We start from the raw sequence: 17,179 nt of genomic DNA on the forward strand, positions 1-17,179 counted from the left end.
AACAGAAGGGTAGCAGGCCATCGACTTCGAGTGCCTGACGGATTTGGAACAGAGCCTCGAAAAAGTCTTCCTCTTCTGCCTCGATCACCTTGTCCCGATAACTGCATTTCAAATTGCAGGCAGCGCCGTTCACGTGCAGCGTGAACACAGCTTGCTCGTCGTCACCAACGGAACCTGCGCCGATCAGAAAAACAGTACGCTGATGGTCCATCTCATCCCCCTCGCCATGTGACGGGATGGTAGTACGACAACGGCCGCTTTTCCAGCATGGCAGGGATTGGGACGGCCGCACTCCCTCCCGTCGTCATCCGCTGGCCGGGCGTCCCGCCGCAAAGGCAAGGTCCCGCCGAATGGCGTCCAATTTGTCTTGCGCCAGACCGGCAAGCAGCTTTTCATCGAGGTAGCCTGCTCGGATGAGATGAGCGAAGACATAAAGGAGCTGCGAATAGCGGTAGTCGAACGTCCGATCGATATCCCGCCGCTGTTCACGCAAATAGGCTTCCAGCTCCCACATCTGGGAGGGAACCGTCACCGCACTGGCCTTGCTCTTGAATTCGGCCATCGTCTTTGCGAGGGCCGCCTCAAGAGCCTTATCGAAGGCGTGGCGGGCGAGCTTCTTTTCGGAAGCGGACCAACTGAAATCGTTCACTGGATATCTCCGTAGATGTCCTGTGAATTCCACCAGATTTTCACGAACTTCGCCTGCTGCTACCCCCGAGCCGCCCAAAGCAAACCCCGCTCCACCATCAGCGCCATTTCCGGCACCGCGAACTCATCCGCAGTGTGACCAAGGGAACTGTAGAAAACCTTCCCCGCCCCATAGCGCCGTTTCCAGACGACCGGCATGACGACGCCGCCTATCCCAGGAAAATGCGCGTCGGTGAAGGTGGTGGTCGCCAGCACTTCGTTGCTCGGGTCGACATGCATGTAATACTGCTCCGACCGGTAGGCGAAATCGCTGATGCCCGATGTGATCGGCTCGTCCGGCCTGGTGATCGCGACAGTATAGTCGATGATGTTGCCGGGATGCGCCACCCATTGGCCGCCGGTCATGAACTGATAGTCGGGCTCATTGCGGAAACTGTCGCCCATCGTGCCGTGGAAGCCGCCGAGTCCGCTCCCCCCGCGAACCGCATGCATCAGGTTCTGCAGCTCGGCCTTTTCGATCGTCGACATCGTGATGACGGGCACGATGAGATCGAAGGAAGCAAGCTCCGGATCAGCGAACATCGCCGTGCCCTCACCCAGCGTGACGTCGAAGCCGTTTCGCTCAAGCAAGGTGCGAACGACCTTCGCGCTCTGCTCCGGCGTGTGGCCCTCCCAGCCGCCCCAAGCGATCAAGGCCTTCTTTGGCATGGTGTCCCTCCCTTGGAGCACTCCGCTTCGATCTATCTGGCGTCAGCGCCAGCCCAGCGCCGGCGCGACATGGGTCAGGATCGCCTCGATGACATGCGCATTGTAGTCGACGCCGAGCTGGTTCGGAACGGTGAGCAGCAGCGTGTCGGCCTCGGCGATTGCCTCGTCCTGCGCCAATTCCTTGATCAGCACATCCGGCTCGGCCGCATAGCTGCGCCCGAAGATCGCCTTGGTGTTCTCCTCGATGAAGCCGATCTGGTCGCGGCCCTCATTGCCGCGGCCGAAATAGGCACGGTCGCGATCGTCGACCAGCGCGAAGATGCTGCGGCTGACCGAGACGCGCGGCTCGCGCTTGTGACCGGCCGCTTTCCAGGCTTCGCGGTAGATGCGGATCTGCTCGGCCTGCTGGATGTGGAACGGCTTGCCGCTCTCGTCGAATTTGAGCGTCGAGCTCTGCAGGTTCATGCCGAGCTTGGCCGCCCATTCCGACGTGGCGTTGGTGGCAGCACCCCACCAGATCCGCTCGCGTAAACCCTCCGAATGCGGCTCGAGGCGCAAGAGGCCGGGCGGATTGGGGAACATTGGACGTGGATTGGGCTGGGCGAACCCCTCGCCCCGCAGCGTCTCGAGGAAGACCTCGGCATGATGCCGCGCCATGTCGGCGTCGCTCTGGCCTTCCGGCGGCGCATAGCCGAAATGGCGCCAGCCATCGATCACCTGCTCGGGCGAGCCGCGGCTGATGCCGAGCTGCAGGCGGCCGCCGGCGATGATGTCGGCAGCACCGGCGTCCTCGGCCATGTAGAGCGGGTTCTCGTAGCGCATGTCGATGACGGCGGTGCCGATCTCGATGCGGCTGGTCTTGGCTCCGACTGCCGCCAGCAGCGGGAACGGCGAAGCGAGCTGGCGGGCGAAATGATGCACGCGGAAATAGGCCCCATCCGCCCCCAGTTGCTCGGCGGCGATCGCCAGCTCGATGGATTGCAAAAGCGCGTCCGATGCCGAGCGCACTTGCGATTGCGACGAGGGCGTCCAGTGCCCGAACGACAGGAAACCGATTTTCTTCATAGCCATGCGATATAAGGATGCGCGTCAGGCTTCAATGCAAAAGAGATTTTTCGACGCGCCCAATCCAGGCTCATGCATCGCTATTTTCAAACGCGCCGATGCCTTGCGCGATCAGGTTGGTCGCCATGACCAGTGAGACGATTGCCGCGGAATTGAAGACGACGACCCACCATTTGCCGCCGGTCAGGAAGCCATAGCCGTCGGCGACAGCCAGTCCCCAGTCGGCCGATGGCGGCTGGATGCCGAGGCCGAGAAAGCTCAGCGTCGCGATCGAAAAGAACGCGTAGCCCAGCCTTGTGACCAGCTCGATCAAGATCGTTTCCCTGATGTTGGGCAGTATCTCCAGAAACATGATGGCGAGCGGGCCCTCGCCGCCAAGCCGCGCAGCGCTGACATAGTCGCGCTCCTTCTGCTCGCGCACGGCGGCGCGGACGGTGCGCGCCACCAGCGGCGCGTAGGCGATGCCGATCACCAGGATGACCGTTACATTGGACGGGCCGATGGCCACCAGCGTCATGGTGACGAGAACGATGAACGGAAACGCCATCAGCGTATCGAGCAGCCGCGCGCCGATGGCATCGACCAGGCCGTCGAAATAGCCGAGCACCAACCCGATGATGCTGCCGGCGGCGACACCGGCCAGCGTCGCCAGCGGCGCAACCAGCAGGATGTCGCGCGATCCGACGACTATGCGGGACAGCACGTCGCGGCCGAGCTGATCGGTCCCGAACCAGTGCAGCGCGTCGGGCGGCGTCAGCATCGCCAGGAAATCCTCGGCATAGGGATCGTAGGGAACGAAGAGGTTGCCTGCTATGGCGCACACGACCCAGAACAGAAGCAGCAGCGATCCGACCACGACCGACGGCGGCAATCCGGCGAAAGCACTGCGGATCCGGCGCACTGCCGGAAAGCCGGCCACGGAGCGCGGTGGTGCGGGAAACTCCGCCAGATCTGTCATGGCGAGGTCCGGCGGCGTTGCCGCGGATCGAGCAGCGCCAGTACGAGGTCGCCGGCCGCCGCCGACAGCACGAAGATTGCCGCCATCACCAGCACGCCGGCCTCGAGCATCGGGAAATCGCGTGCCTTGGCCGCATTCAGAACCAGATTGCCAAGCCCCTGGATGCCGAACAGCGCCTCGATCACCACCAGCCCGCCAAGCATGTAGCCGGTCTGCGTCGCCAGCACCGCGATGGTCGGCGTCAGCGCGTTGCGCAGCACGTGCCGAAAGATGATCTCGCGCCGCTCGAGCCCTTTCAGGACGGCGGTGCGCGTATAATCGGCGGCCATTGCCTCGATCACCCCTGCCCGCGTCATCCGGGCGATGTAGCCGGCAAGGTTCAGCACCAGCGGCAGCGCCGGCAGGATCAGATAATAGCCATGCGTCCAGAAGCCCGCGCCATCGGGCGCAACACCGGAGATCGGGAACCAGTTCAGCCACAGGCCGAAAACGATGAGCAGCATCAGGCCAGAAACGAAATCAGGCACAATGCCGAAGGAGACGCCTGCCATCACGATCAGCCGGTCGATCAAGCGGCCCGCATTGAGACCGGCAACGACGCCGGCACCAACGCCCAGCGGAATGAGAAAAATCAGAATAATGCCGGCAAGGGCGGCGGAGCGCTTGAGGCTTTCCAGCACGAAGGGCGCCACCGGCCCGCGCATCGACAGCGAGGTGCCGAAGTCACCGGTGACGGCCTTGCTGAACCAGAGCCAGTACTGGACGAGAACCGGCTGATCGGCGCCCAGCCGCTTGTTCAGTTCCGCCACCGCCTGCGCATCGGCAAAAGGCCCGAGCATCACACGGCCGACATCGCCGGGCAGGACCTGCCCGGCGAAGAACACCAGGATGCTGACCAGCCACAGCGTGAGGACAAGTGTGCCCAGACGCGCTGACAGAATGCGACCGGTCAGCATGTCGCGATCATGCCTGGACGAAGGAAACGCGATCGAGCAGCAGATGCGAGATCGCGGTGAAGCGGACGCCCTCGACCTTCGAGCTGACGATCCGGCTGTATTGCGAGAAGTAGCTGATGATCGCCGGCGTCTCGTCGAGCAGCAAGGTCTGGATCTTGCCGGCAACGAGGCGCTGTGCCTGCAGATCACGCGCCTTCGAGTAGTCGAGCAGCAGCGCATCATAGGCCGGGTTGTTGAAATGCGCCGCGTTCCAGGCTCCCGAACTCTTCAGCGTGGCGTTGAGGAAGATGTCGGGCGTGCCGCGATGGCCGTAGTCGGTGATGCCGAGCACCGAATCCAGCCAGGGCGAGCTACCGAAGGTCGCCGAGCCGTAATAGGCGTCCTGCGGCAGGACGTTGAGCTTGACGTCGATGCCGGCCTTCCTGGCGAAGTTCTGGATGATCACCGCATAGTCGGGAATGTCATAGGCGCGTTCGGTGGTCAGCGTCACCTCGAAGCCGTTCGGCACACCCGCCTCACCAAGCAGGCGCTTGGCTTCCGCAATGTCCTGCTTGCGCTGTGGCACCGACGGATCGGCGGAAGGGAAGATCGGCGCGAACGGGGTGTCGTTGCCGACGATGGCGCGGCCCTTGAGCAGGCCCTTGACCACCGCCTCGCGGTCGATGGTGAGCGCCAGCGCGCGGCGGATGCGCTTGTCGGTGAACGGCGCCTGGTCGGTTCTGAGATGCACCTGGTCATGCGAGCTTGCCTGCACGCTCAGCAGCTTGAAATTGGGATTGCCCTCGATCGCCAGCTCCAGGCGCGTCGTGCTCGGGATGACGTCGAGCTGGCCGGCCTGCAGCGCCAGCACCTGCGCCTGCTCGTCGTCGAAAAACTTGATCTCGACCCGGTCGGGCAGCGCCTTGTCGCCCCAGTAGTCTTCATTGCGAACGAAGCTGGCGCCTTGCTTGGGACGGAAGGATTCGAGCTTGAACGGACCGGTGCCGTTGAAACTCTTCTCGAAATCGCCGGCATAGTCGGCCGGCAGGATGACGGCATTGTAGACGTCTGAGGAGACATAGAAGGGGAAGTTGCTGTTTGGGCCGTCGAGATCGAAGGCGACGGTTTCGTCGTCGACCAGCTTGGCGCCGCCCTTGGACAGGATGCCCTTGTAGGCGGACAGCGCCGACGAGCCGCTGGCCCGATCGACCAGCCGCTCGAAGCTCGCCACAACATCCCTAGCGGTGACCGCGCGGCCATCGTGGAATTTCACCCCTGGCCGCAATTTGAAGGTCCAACGACTGGCCGTCTCGTTTGCTTCCCAGGACAGAGCCAGCTTCGGCTGCAGACCATCCTTCGGATCGTCGAGGATCAGATACTCGCCGACCTGGCTGATCACCCCGATGCTGGCCGGATCGGTGACCGAAACCGGATCGATCGCCTTGGTCGGCTGGCCGAGCCCGACGCGAACCGTGCCGCCGGCAGCAGTCGCGGCGCGCGCGCCTCCAAGCCCTTGGGAAGCGGCAAAGCCGGTCAGGCCGAGCAGTGCGGCGTATTTCAGGAGATCGCGGCGCTTGAGAAAGCCGCCCTGATATTCGTCGACGGCGACATTCCAGATGTCCCCCGACAGATTGCGAACTGCGTCGATATCTCTGAGTTTGGTCATGTTAAACCCTGCCTTGAAATGAAGATTGAAAGCTATGCGACGGGTTCGCCGTCGAGATGGATGCGGTCGACGGCCTGCGGATAGAACGCGATGAGGCCCTTGATCTTGGGCATTTCCTCTATGGGATCCCGGTAGCTCCAGGCGATGTCAGGGCGCACCGAGCCGTCGCTCAGCAGGCCGGACCAATAGGAGGCGATGCCCTTGTAAGGACATCGCGTCGTTGTGACGGACGCCGTCAGCCGCTCCAGCCGGATGTCTTCCGCCGGCAGATAGAAACGCGTTGGCAGATGCGTCTCGAACAGCAGAACCGGGCGGTGGCTGTCGGCGATCGGCTCGCCGTCGAACCAGACCTGCACATGGCTGGAGCTCTGCAGCACATCGATGCGTGCGTAGGGATCGCGGGCGTGGACGAAGACTTCCTCTTCCTCCTCGAACCATTGGTCGACGGCTTTCCAGGTGAAGGCGATGCGGCCGGCCAGAGGCGCCAGGTTTTCATCCGGTGGCGACACGAACGCCCAGGCCGCGTTGGCGCTGCGCCTGTCACCGCTGTCGATATCCCAATAGGCGGTTTCGCCACCGACCGGGTGCGGTTCGCGATGCGGTGAGGGTCTCAGCACCGACGGGTCGACCGCTGACGGCGGGAAGAAATAGATCGGCAGGAAATGGTTGGAGCGCAGCACGAGCACGTTGCGGCTGTCGGCGATGGTGCGGCCGCCGAACTTGACGCGCACGCGCTTGGGGCTGTGCAGGACATTGACGAGCTGCGGCGCGGTGGCTTCGCGCGGCTGCAATCTTGGTGCAACGGTCATGATCGTTCTCCCGGCCTGACGTCAGGACACCGCGCGCGCATTGTCGCGTTGTTCGGCGAAGCGATTGGCTGGCCGCGCCAGGCCGAAGCGGTCGCGCAGCGTTCCCGGCGCGTATTCGGTCGGGAACACGCCGCGCCGCTGCAGCTCCGGAACCACCTGTTCGGCGAAATTCACCCAGTCCTCGGGCAGCAGCGGGAACATCAAGTTGAAGCCGTCGGCGGCACCGGAAACGAACCAGTCCTGCAACTGGTCGGCGATCTGTACCGGCGTGCCGGCGACGGTCGGCACCGAACCGCTGTTGGCGAGTTTGCGGGCGATCTCGCGCAGGCTGAGATTCTGCTTCGCCCATTGCCTGACCCGGTTGAGCGACGTGCGTCCGCCGTTGAACGTGCTCTCGTCCGGCAGCGGCGGCAATGGCCCGTCCGGCGGGAACAGCGACAGGTCCAACCCGCTCCAGCTGGACAGAAGGTCGATGCCGACCTGATCCGGCAGCAAGGTCTGCAGGTATTCCTGCTTTTCCCGGCCTTCTGCTTCGGAGGCGGCGACAACAGGCAGGATGCCGGGCAGGATCTTGAAGCTCTCCGGCCGCCTGCCGTGGCGGGCCAGCCGCTCGTTGATATCCTGACGGTATTTGATGCCATCTTCCTTGGTGCTGTAGATGGCGAAGTGCGCATCGGCCTGGGCGGTGGCGAAGTTCTTGCCGTCCTCCGAGGAGCCCGCCTGGACGATCAGCGGATGGCCCTGCGGCGGCCGCGAGACGTTGAGCGGGCCGCGGACTTTGAAGTGCTTGCCCTTGTGATCGATGGGATGGACCTTGTCGGGGTCGGCGAAATAGCCCGACGCCTTGTCGATCAGCAGCGCCTCGTCTTCCCAGCTGTCCCACAGCGCTTTGACGATATCGAGGAATTCGGCCGCACGCTCGTAGCGGAACGCATGTTCGATATTGCCGTCGCGGCCGAAATTGCGCGCCTCCTCGTCCATCGCCGAGGTGACGACGTTCCACGACGCCCTGCCCTTGCTGATGTGGTCGAGCGAGGCGAACATGCGCGCCACATTGTAGGGCTCGCTGTAGGAACTCGATGCCGTGGTGATCAGGCCGATATGCTTGGTCACGCCCGCCAGCGCCGAGAGCAGCGTCAGCGGTTCGAGGCGGGCATTGGCGTAGTGGGCGACGCCGCTCTTGACCGAATCCCAAATCGAAACGTGGTCGGCGACGAAGATGGTGTCAATCCTGGCGCGCTCGGCCGCCTGCACGAGATCGCGGTAGAATTCGAAGTCCAGCACCTCCCGCCCCGGCGCCCTGGGATGGCGCCAGGACATCCGATGATCGCCCTGCGGGTTGAAGAAGAATGCGCTGAGGATCATGTGGTCTCGAGCCATGACGGCCTCCTTCCAGATCTGCTCCGGAGACCGTCGCGCTGCTTGCCTAAGCCGCGACAATCTCTGCTGATGCGAGAAAGGTAGATTGCGCTCCGGCTTAATCCGAGTAATTTTATAGAGATAATGCACTCCGAAAGCGGAAGCTATTGCCCTCGATGGCGGCGCTGGAAGAAAGTGGTTTCAAGTCCCCATGTCCTCCTCAGTTCTGAACGTAGACCAGCTGTCCGTCGCCTATGACGGGCGCAAGGGATCGCATCCCGCCGTCAGCGGCGTGTCGCTGCACATCCGCGAAGGCGAAGCGCTCGGCTTGGTCGGCGAGTCAGGATCGGGCAAAAGCTCTGTGGCGCTCGCCATCCTGCGTTATCTGCCGAAGAACGCCCGTATCGCGGCCTCAGCGCTTGAATTCCAGGGCCGCGAAATCCGCGACCTTTCCGCCGAGCAGCTCCGCCGGCTCAGGGGAAATCAAATCGCGGCCGTCTACCAGCATCCGGGCGCGGCGCTCAATCCAAGCATGACGATCGGCCGGCAGATCACCGAGACGATCATGCGGCACCGCCCGGTTCGCCTCGACGAGGCGCGCGAGCGTGCGGCCGAACTGCTCGGCCGGGTCCGCGTCAGCCATCCGGAGCGTGTGCTGGATCTCTATCCGCACGAACTCTCCGGCGGCATGCAGCAGCGCGCCAACATCGCCATCGCGATTGCGCTCGACCCGTCGCTGCTGGTGCTGGATGAGCCGACGACGGCGCTCGACGCCAGCGTCCAGTCCGAGATCATCGCCATCCTCTCCGACCTGCGCAAGGATCACAAAACCAGCATCCTGCTGATCAGCCACGACATCAACATGATCCGCCGCTCCTGCGACCGGGTGGCGGTGATGCAGGCGGGAACCGTGGTCGAAAGCGGCGTTGCGGGCGATGTCTTCGACAACCCCTCTCACGCCTACACCAAGGCGCTCATCGCCTCGATCCCGGCGCTCAACTACACCAAGCGGGACGGAAGACTGGCGGAGACGGACGGCGTGCCAGCGCACCCCATAGCCCAAGGCGAAGACGCCGGCTTGCCAAAAGAACGCCGGGTCGCGATCGCCTGCAAAGGCATCAGTCATGCCTTCGGCAGCCAGCCAGTGCTGCACGGCATCGATCTCGACATCGGCCAGGGCGAAACCTTCGGGCTGATAGGCGAGTCCGGTTCGGGCAAGTCGACCCTGGCACGCATCGTCACCGGCCTGCAGATGCCCAATGCCGGATCGGTCGAGCTGTTCGGCAGGACGGTCGCGCCGCGCGTCGAGAAGAGAAACCTTGCCGAACGCCGCGACGTGCAGATGGTCTTCCAGTCGCCGGATCGCACGCTCAACCCGCGCCAGCGGATCGGTCGCATCCTCGGCCGTCCGCTGCGCCGGCTCGCCGGCCTGCGCCGCAGCGAGGTGAGAGCCCGCGTCGGCGACCTGCTGGCCTCGGTTCGCCTCGCCGGCGCCACGGCCGAGCAGAAGTCGCGCTCGCTGTCCGGCGGCCAGCGGCAACGGGCGGCGATCGCGCGCGCCTTCGCCGGCGTGCCGAAGGTCGTCGTGCTCGATGAACCGACCTCGGCACTCGACGTCTCCGTCCAGGCGACCGTTCTCAACCTGCTCAACGACCTGCAGCGCGACAAGGACACGACCTATCTGTTCATCAGCCACGACCTCAGCGTGGTGCGCTACATGGCCGACAGGATCGGCGTGCTCTATCGCGGACGCCTGGTCGAAACCGGTTCATCCGACCAGATTTTCAAAGGCCCCAACCACCCCTATACGGCCCTGCTGCTGGCCGCTTCTTCCGATGAGGCCGAGCCGAAACTATCCGCTCCAGCCGAGATCGAGGCCACCGGTGTCCCGAACACCGGATGCGCCTTCGCCGATCGCTGCCCCCTGGTCCTGCCCGGCTGCAGAAAGGCAGAACCATCAGCCATGGAGGTTGCGGCTGGCCACCGGATCGCCTGCTGGCGGCACGGCCAGGGTTTTTGAGCGGCTCAACAGCAGTCCGAAGGTCCGCAGCAACTCGGTTTCAGCGGCAGGCAGGTCGTCCGATGCATGGAACCTCTCCGACGGCTGGCGAGGCGGTGCAACATTGTCATAGCGTGCTGATTTGCCGACACTGGAAGCCCGGAGTTCCTGGTGCCCGCGCTGGGCCTGGGTGTTTCCTCGCATACAAATATATTCGTTCATGCTAATATATTGTGGTCATGCACATTCGTTCGTGACGAACATGTGGGAGGATGCAATGAAAACCATAAATCGCAGGTCTGCAATTGCTCTCGGTGTGACGGCTGCCGCGATAACGCCTCTGTTCACCCTGGCGGCGTCCGCGAAGGTCAAGAAATATGGCCCGAAGGAAGGCAAGGAGATTGCGCCCGGTGTCAGGGTGGTTGAGGTCAGCACCGGCGACTCCGACATTCCCGCCTACAAGAGCATCGCAGTCGTCGACGTGGTGTTCCAGCCCGGCGCACACGCGCCTCAGATGGTGATGGACAATGACATGGTCTGCACCATTACTTCAGGCGCATTCACGATCAAGAAAGCCGACAAGGAATTCAAGCTCAAGGAAGGCGACATGTACACCTGCGCCAAGGGCAAGACCGACGAGGCGACGAATACAAGCAAGGAGGTCGGCGTCCATCGTATCGCCGTCCTGATACCTGCCTAGAGCATGATGCCGAAAAGTGTGAAGCGGTTTTCGGACGACATCATACTCTATCTCTTTGATTTAGAGACGGATTCAGATTTCAGCTCGATTCGACCTGAAATCATCCGGCTCTAGCAGACCGGATTCCGGCCGGATGGAAGATCGCACGCCGTCCGGCCGTCGCTCGCGTACAGCCGGATGCTGGCCTCGTCCCGCCAACGCCCTTCAGCAAGAAGATTCCGTCGCTGGTGCCAGCCGGATCGCAGTCGCATGCTCGCTTTCCGTTCAGGCACAGTGCGATACCGGAATTGGCTCTTGAACGGCCAAGTCGGACACGCGTAACATCGCGCCATCTGAATTGAGTCTGCTTTATTAGTCCGGACTACCCTCCGGATTGGTTTGGACATTTCCCTTGAACACGCAAGCAATCGGCGGCGCGCCGGAGCGCGGCAAATCGTTTGCCCATGTGGCGGAAGCCTCCTGGGGCAAGGGCCTCAGCACCTTGCTCCGCATCGTGCGCATGACGCTGCGCCATCCCTGGCAGGTCGCCATCACCATCGTCTCGACCTTTATTGCCGCGACCTTGCAGCTTTTCATTCCCCGCCTGCTGGGCCGCGCCATCGACCAGGCGCAAGGTGTGATGGCCGCGGGTGCCGGCGCTGCCGCGGAACAGGCGCTGTGGAATACGGCGCTGACGCTGCTCGTCGTCTCGATCCTGCGCGGCCTCTTCACAATGGCGCAGAACTACTATGGCGAGGCCGTCGGCCACCGCACCGGCTATGAACTGCGCCTGGCTTTCTACGAGAAGATCCAGCGCCTGAGCTTCGCCTACCACGACAGGGTCCACACCGGCGATCTCATCACGCTCGGCCTGCTCGATCTCGACGGCGTGCGCATGTTCTTTTCCACCGGCATTTTGCGCGTGGTGCTGCTCGGCGTGCTGATCGGCGTCGGCGCCTATCTCCTGGTCAGCACCGATCCCGTGCTCGGGTTGCTCAGTCTGAGCTTCGTGCCGTTCGTCGCCTGGCGGTCCTCGGTCACCCAGCTCAAACTGCGCAGCACCTGGCTGACGTTGCAGGAGCGCCTCTCGGTGCTGAGCCGGGTGATGGATGAGAACCTCGGCGGTATCCGTGTCGTGCGCGCTTTCGCAGCGCAGCGGCATGAGCTGGAAAAATTCGATCGCGCCAAGCGCGATGCACTGGACCTCGCCAATCAGCGCGTCGACATCCGCGTCGCCAACACCAGCGCCATGAATTTCTCGTTCCTGGCCGCCATGGGGCTGGTCCTGTGGTTCGGCGGCCAGAAGGTGATCGCAGGCCAGATCAGCGTCGGCACGCTGGCGCAGTTCCTCACCTTCATGACCATCTTGCAGATGCCGGTGCGCCAGCTCGGGCTGATGGTCAACTCCTTCGCGCGCGCCTCGACCTGCGGCACCCGGCTGTTCGAACTGCTCGACGCCGAGCTCGACATCGAGGACGCGCCCGGCGCCAGGGATCTCGTCGTCAGCGACGGCGTGCTGCGCTTCGACAATGTCGGCTTTCGCTATGAGGGCGCAGGCGGCCGGCCGACGCTGTCCGGCATCTCCTTCGAGGCCCGGTCCGGCGAGACCATCGGCATTGTCGGCCCACCGGGCAGCGGCAAGTCGACCATCGCGCATCTGATCCCGCGTTTCTACGACGTCACTTCGGGTTCGATCACCATCGACGGCCAGGACATTCGTGAGGTGACGCTGAAATCGCTGCGCAAGGCCGTCGGCGTCGTGCAGCAGGACGCGTTCCTGTTCACCACCTCGATCGAGAACAACATCGCCTATGGCAATCCCTGGGCGCGCGAGACCCGCATCGGGCAGGCAGCCGAGTACGCCCAGCTGCACAATTACATCATGGGCCTCCCGGCCGGTTACACCACGGTTGTCGGCGAGCGCGGCGCGTCGCTTTCCGGTGGCCAGCGGCAGCGCCTGACCATTGCGCGGAGCCTGATGCTGCGGCCATCGGTGCTGGTCTTCGACGATTCGACCGCGGCAATAGATGCCGGTACCGAACAGCGCATCCGGGCGGCGATGAAGCGCTTCGCCAGGGACCGCGTCACGCTCATCATCTCGCACCGGCTGAGCTCGCTGATGCATGCCGACCAGATCCTGTTCGTCGAGGGTGGCCGGATCGTCGAGCGCGGCACGCACGAGGAACTGCTGGCGCTCGGTGGCCGCTATCGCGCGCTCTACGATTTGCAGCTGCGGCCGGACGATGAGCGGCCTGTCGTGGCGGGAGCCGCATGATGTCGACACAGGCCGACGACGACAAGGAAGATACCAGCCGCCGGCCGACAAGGGCTGTCGTGGGCTCGCATCGCGACGAGGAAGAAGTCTTCGGCAAGGCCTACGACCCGCGCATCGTCAGGCGCATCTGGAGCTTCGTGAGACCGTATCAGAGCCGGATCTTCATCTCGGTCGCCGCAGTGCTGGTGTTCACGCTGACGCAATTGGCGATCCCGCTGGTCATCCGCTACGCCATCGACCACGGCATGACGGCGGGCAGGCTCGACCAGCCGGTGATGATCGCAGCGATCATCACTTTCGCCGTCATCATCCTGATCAACTATGCCGCCTCCTATGTGCAGGAAAGCGTCGTCGGCAAAGTGGCCGAGAACGTGCTCTCCGACCTGCGCCGGGCCATGTTCAGCCATCTGCAGCGGGTCTCGTTGAGCTTCATGGACAAGACCGAGGTCGGGCGGCTGATGTCGCGCCTGCAGGGCGACGTCAATTCGATGCAGGAATTCCTCGAAACGTCGGTCATGTCGGTGGGCGACATCGTGCTGCTGTTCGGCATCGTCAGCGTGCTTTTGTGGCTGGATTTCCGGCTCGGCCTGCTGACGCTGTCGACCATGCCGGTGCTGTTCATCGTGCGCCTGTTCTGGCTGCCGCGCGCCAAGGTCGCCTTCATGGCCGCGCACGAAACCAACTCGATCGCCAATGGCGCGCTGGCCGAAGGCATCCATGGCGTGCGCACGGTGCAGAGCCTGGAGCGCCAGCACGTCAATTTCGACCTCTATGACGAGAAGGTGCTGGCCAATCTCAATGCCCATCTGACCTCGGCGAAATACGCGCAGGTGATGGTGCCGATCGTCGACACGCTGACCGGCATCGCCATGGCGACCGTCATCGTCGTCGGCGGTTCGATGGTGCTGTCGCACAGCCTCGACATCGGCGTCATGGTGGCGTTCCTGTTCTACATCCAGCGCTTCTTCGACCCGATCCGCTCGCTGACCATGCAATACAGCGTCATGCAGCGCGCCATGGCTTCGGGCCAGCGCATCTCCGAAGTGCTCGACGTGCCGGTCGACGTCAGCGACAGGCAAGGCGCGGTGACGCTGTCGCGCGACATGGACGGCTCGGTCGAGTTCAGGAACGTCACCTTCGGCTATAGGCCGAACCAGCCGGTGCTGAAGAACATCTCCTTTCGCGTCAATCCGGGCGAGACCGTGGCCCTTGTCGGCCCTACCGGATCGGGCAAGTCCAGCTCTATGGCGCTGGTGCACCGCTTTTACGATGTCTGGTCGGGCGAGGTTCTGGTCGGCGGCCATGATGTGCGTGACCTGACCCAGGATTCGCTCGGCGATCAGGTGGCGATGGTGCTGCAGGAGCCGTTCCTGTTCTCCGGCTCGGTGCTGGAAAACATCCGCTACCACAAGACATCAGCCAGCCGCGAGGAGGTGGTGCGCGCCGCACAAGCCGTCGGCGCGCACGATTTCATCGAGAACCTGCCCGATGGCTACGATACCGAACTCGAGCAGCGCGGCGGCAATCTCTCGCTCGGCCAGCGCCAGCTGATCAGCTTTGCGCGTGCACTGGTGGCCGACGCCAAGATCCTGGTGCTCGACGAAGCCACGGCCAGCATCGATTCCTACACCGAGATGCTGATCCAGAAGGCGCTGATCACCCTGCTGGAAGGCCGCACCGGGCTGGTCATCGCCCACCGTCTTGCCACCATCCGCGGCGCCGACCGCATCATCGTGCTGCAGAACGGCGAGATCGTCGAAAGCGGCAACCACGCCCAATTGATGGGCCGAAAAGGCCTCTACGCCCGCCTCTACAACATGAACTACGCCTCGTTCGACGACATTTCGGAAGGCGAGCTGGAGTTGGATGCGGCGGTCGGCAAGGCGACGTGATTGGGCCTACCACAGGCGCCTACGCCATTTCGGGGCGTTTTGAACCCTCGCGGATGGCCTTGTGCACGCCGCGCTGCAGATCCATGAATGCAGGGCTTTCCATCACCTCTTCGCGGCGCGGGCGCTCGATATCGACGTTGAAGGTCTGCGTGATGCGTCCCGGGCCGATCCCCATGACGACGATGCGGTCCGACAGATAGACGGCCTCCTCCACATCATGAGTGACAAACAGGACGGTCAACCTGTGTTCCTCCCAGATCTGGGTCAGCAGTTCCTGCATCTGATGCCGGGTCAAGGCATCGAGCGCGCCGAATGGCTCGTCCATCAACAGCATCTTGGGCCGGTAGGAAAGCGCGCGCGCAATGGCGACGCGCTGTTTCATGCCGCCCGAGAGTTCGGCCGGATAGCGGTCGGCGCTGTCGGACAGCTTGACGAGTTCGAGATGCTCCAGCGCGATCCTGCGGCAGGTCGGGCGATCGTAACCGGCGGCCTTGAGGGCAAATTCGATGTTCTGCCGCGCCGTCAGCCAGGGAAGCAGCGTGTAGGACTGGAAGACGACGCCACGGTCGAGACCCGGCTGCAGGATCGGCGCGCCATCGATGCTGAGATCGCCGGCGTCGAAGTCCTGCAGTCCGGCCACGATCGACAGCAGCGTGCTCTTGCCGCAGCCCGACGTGCCGACCAGGGAGACAAACTCGTTGTCGGCAAGATCGAGATTGATGTCGCGCAGCACTTCCGTGCGCCGCTCGCCGGTGCCGAAGCTCTTGTGGAGACCGGCGATCCGCAGTTTGGGGGGGCTCATCGGCTGGACCTCATTGCGAGCGGCCCTCTTGCTTGAACAGCACCTTTTCCAGCGCCTTCATCACCTGGTCGGTGATGAGGCCGAGCAGGCCGAGCAGCAGGATGTAGCCGATGATCGTGTTTGTCTGGAAATAGCGCTGCGACACGGTGATGCGATAGCCGAGCCCCGAAGTCGCGGCGACAAGTTCGGCCAGCACCAGCCAGGTCCATGCCCAGCCCAGGCTGATGCGCAGCGTATCCCAGATGCCCGGCAAGGCGCTGGGAACGACGATGCGCGTCAGGATCTTGCGATCCGGCAAGCCGAGTGTACGCCCAAGGCCAATGAAATCGGCTGGAACCCGTTTCACATTGTCCATGATCATCAGCACCTGCTGGAAGAAGGTGCCGATGAAGATGATCAGGAATTTCTGCGAATCTCCGGTGCCCGCCCACAGGATGGAGAGCGGCACGAAAGCGACGACCGGCATGTAGCGGATGAAATCCACCAGCGGCTCGATGGCCGCTTCCCAGGACCGGAAACTGCCGATCAGCACGCCGATCGGTATCGACAGGGCCGAGGCGATGAGGAAGCCGATGGAGATACGATACATCGAGGCTTTGAGGTCCAGCCACAACGTGCCGTCGGCGGCGAGCTTGGCGATCTGCATAGCTACGCTGCCCGGCGACGGCAGGAAGATCGGCTTTACCAACCCCAGTCCGGTCGCCGCCCACCAGGCAAGGCCGAGCCCGACGAACACGGCCACCGCGATGATCAGGAAGCGCGACCTGGCGATGGGCACGCCGATCCCGGAGGATCGGCGGCGCCTCGCCGGTTTCGTGACCGGTCCTGCCGCCGGTCGCTCCCGGGGCATCTGTGTCACCACCGCGATCCGGCCTTCGTCATTCCGCTGCCTTGACGAAGGCCGGGTCGATCATCTGCTCCGGCGTCACATCGGCCTGCAGCAGCTTGGCGTTCTTGGCGGCGGCTTCGACATCGGCGAAGGTCTTGGTGGTGAAGTCGCCTGTCAGCGCCGTCTTGTTTTCGGCGAGTGAGTAGTAGCGTACGCCGTCAAAGGCGGTGTTGAGGTCCTTGACGTCCGAACCGACGGCCTTGGCGATGATGGCGCGTCCACCGGGCGTGTCGGCATTGTAGTCCTTGAGCGCCGCGTCCCAGCTCTTGATCATGGCCAGCACCTGGCCGGGCCGCGACTTGATCACCTCGTCACGCACCACCAGCACGTCGCTGATCAGGCCGGGATCCTCGCCGGCGGTGAACAGCAGCTTGAGGTCCTTGTTCTGCGCCATGGCGACGGTGAGGTACGGTTCATAGGTCACCGCGACCGGCACCTGGCCGGCGATCAAGGCGCTGCCGGCGTCGGACGCCGGCATCGGAACCGGCTTGACAT

The 17,179-nt window shown here is 63.5% G+C and carries 14 protein-coding genes and 2 pseudogenes; 4 read left to right on the forward strand and 12 right to left on the reverse strand.

Going from position 1 to position 17,179, the window contains the following annotated elements:
* The 9 genes and pseudogenes from EN906_RS04960 to EN906_RS05000 form a co-directional block, all read right to left on the reverse strand.
* A pseudogene (locus EN906_RS04960) lies at positions 1–211 on the reverse strand (hypothetical protein); the annotation flags it as partial.
* 93 nt (positions 212–304) lie between these two features.
* Positions 305–649 (reverse strand): hypothetical protein, encoded by a 345-nt coding sequence (locus EN906_RS04965; RefSeq protein ID WP_127269152.1) that lies wholly within the window; start codon positions 647–649, stop codon positions 305–307.
* A 59-nt stretch (positions 650–708) separates the two neighbouring features.
* Positions 709–1,356 carry a ThuA domain-containing protein gene (locus EN906_RS04970; protein WP_127269151.1) on the reverse strand — a complete coding sequence of 216 codons (648 nt, stop codon included), beginning with the start codon at positions 1,354–1,356 and terminating at the stop codon, positions 709–711.
* A 42-nt stretch (positions 1,357–1,398) separates the two neighbouring features.
* Positions 1,399–2,421 carry an LLM class flavin-dependent oxidoreductase gene (locus EN906_RS04975; RefSeq protein WP_164748804.1) on the reverse strand — a complete coding sequence of 341 codons (1,023 nt, stop codon included), beginning with the start codon at positions 2,419–2,421 and terminating at the stop codon, positions 1,399–1,401.
* Positions 2,422–2,491: 70 nt separating this feature from the next.
* Complete coding sequence (locus tag EN906_RS04980; RefSeq protein ID WP_127269149.1) at positions 2,492–3,379, reverse strand: ABC transporter permease; 888 nt, start codon at positions 3,377–3,379, stop codon at positions 2,492–2,494.
* On the reverse strand, positions 3,376–4,335 hold the full coding sequence (locus tag EN906_RS04985) for an ABC transporter permease (RefSeq protein WP_127269148.1): 960 nt from the start codon (positions 4,333–4,335) through the stop codon (positions 3,376–3,378). Before EN906_RS04985 ends, EN906_RS04980 begins: the two co-directional genes overlap by 4 nt.
* Positions 4,336–4,342: 7 nt before the next feature.
* Entirely contained in the window at positions 4,343–5,980 is a 1,638-nt protein-coding gene (locus EN906_RS04990; RefSeq protein WP_127271029.1) for an ABC transporter substrate-binding protein, read from the reverse strand.
* Positions 5,981–6,012: 32 nt separating this feature from the next.
* The gene (locus tag EN906_RS04995; protein ID WP_127269474.1) at positions 6,013–6,789 is read right to left on the reverse strand and encodes a DUF427 domain-containing protein; all 777 of its coding nucleotides are present in this window, start codon (positions 6,787–6,789) and stop codon (positions 6,013–6,015) included.
* Positions 6,790–6,810: 21 nt separating this feature from the next.
* Entirely contained in the window at positions 6,811–8,169 is a 1,359-nt protein-coding gene (locus EN906_RS05000) for an LLM class flavin-dependent oxidoreductase (RefSeq protein ID WP_127269473.1), read from the reverse strand.
* A gap of 190 nt (positions 8,170–8,359) precedes the next feature.
* On the opposite strand from EN906_RS05000, the gene EN906_RS05005 reads away from it, so the two are divergent.
* The 4 genes from EN906_RS05005 (at position 8,360) to EN906_RS05025 (ending at position 14,993) form a co-directional block, all read left to right on the forward strand.
* A complete protein-coding gene (locus EN906_RS05005; RefSeq protein ID WP_127271032.1) occupies positions 8,360–10,168 on the forward strand; it encodes an ABC transporter ATP-binding protein in 1,809 nt (602 codons plus the stop codon).
* Between the two features lie 256 nt (positions 10,169–10,424).
* Positions 10,425–10,847 carry a hypothetical protein gene (locus EN906_RS05010; RefSeq protein WP_127270176.1) on the forward strand — a complete coding sequence of 141 codons (423 nt, stop codon included), beginning with the start codon at positions 10,425–10,427 and terminating at the stop codon, positions 10,845–10,847.
* Positions 10,848–11,238: 391 nt separating this feature from the next.
* Positions 11,239–13,101 carry an ABC transporter ATP-binding protein gene (locus tag EN906_RS05020; protein ID WP_127270175.1) on the forward strand — a complete coding sequence of 621 codons (1,863 nt, stop codon included), beginning with the start codon at positions 11,239–11,241 and terminating at the stop codon, positions 13,099–13,101.
* A complete protein-coding gene (locus tag EN906_RS05025; protein WP_127375085.1) occupies positions 13,101–14,993 on the forward strand; it encodes an ABC transporter ATP-binding protein in 1,893 nt (630 codons plus the stop codon). Before EN906_RS05020 ends, EN906_RS05025 begins: the two co-directional genes overlap by 1 nt.
* Before the next feature lie 19 nt (positions 14,994–15,012).
* Here the strand turns inward: EN906_RS05025 and EN906_RS05030 are convergent, their stop codons facing one another.
* The 3 genes and pseudogenes from EN906_RS05030 to EN906_RS05040 form a co-directional block, all read right to left on the reverse strand.
* Positions 15,013–15,795 carry an ABC transporter ATP-binding protein gene (locus EN906_RS05030; protein WP_127269920.1) on the reverse strand — a complete coding sequence of 261 codons (783 nt, stop codon included), beginning with the start codon at positions 15,793–15,795 and terminating at the stop codon, positions 15,013–15,015.
* A 10-nt stretch (positions 15,796–15,805) separates the two neighbouring features.
* Positions 15,806–16,573 (reverse strand): ABC transporter permease, encoded by a 768-nt coding sequence (locus EN906_RS05035; RefSeq protein ID WP_127384037.1) that lies wholly within the window; start codon positions 16,571–16,573, stop codon positions 15,806–15,808.
* Positions 16,574–16,673: 100 nt separating this feature from the next.
* Positions 16,674–17,179, reverse strand: a pseudogene (locus EN906_RS05040) (ABC transporter substrate-binding protein); the annotation flags it as partial.

The organism is Mesorhizobium sp. M7A.F.Ca.CA.004.06.1.1 (assembly GCF_003999135.1).
In the GTDB taxonomy this organism is placed as follows: domain Bacteria; phylum Pseudomonadota; class Alphaproteobacteria; order Rhizobiales; family Rhizobiaceae; genus Mesorhizobium.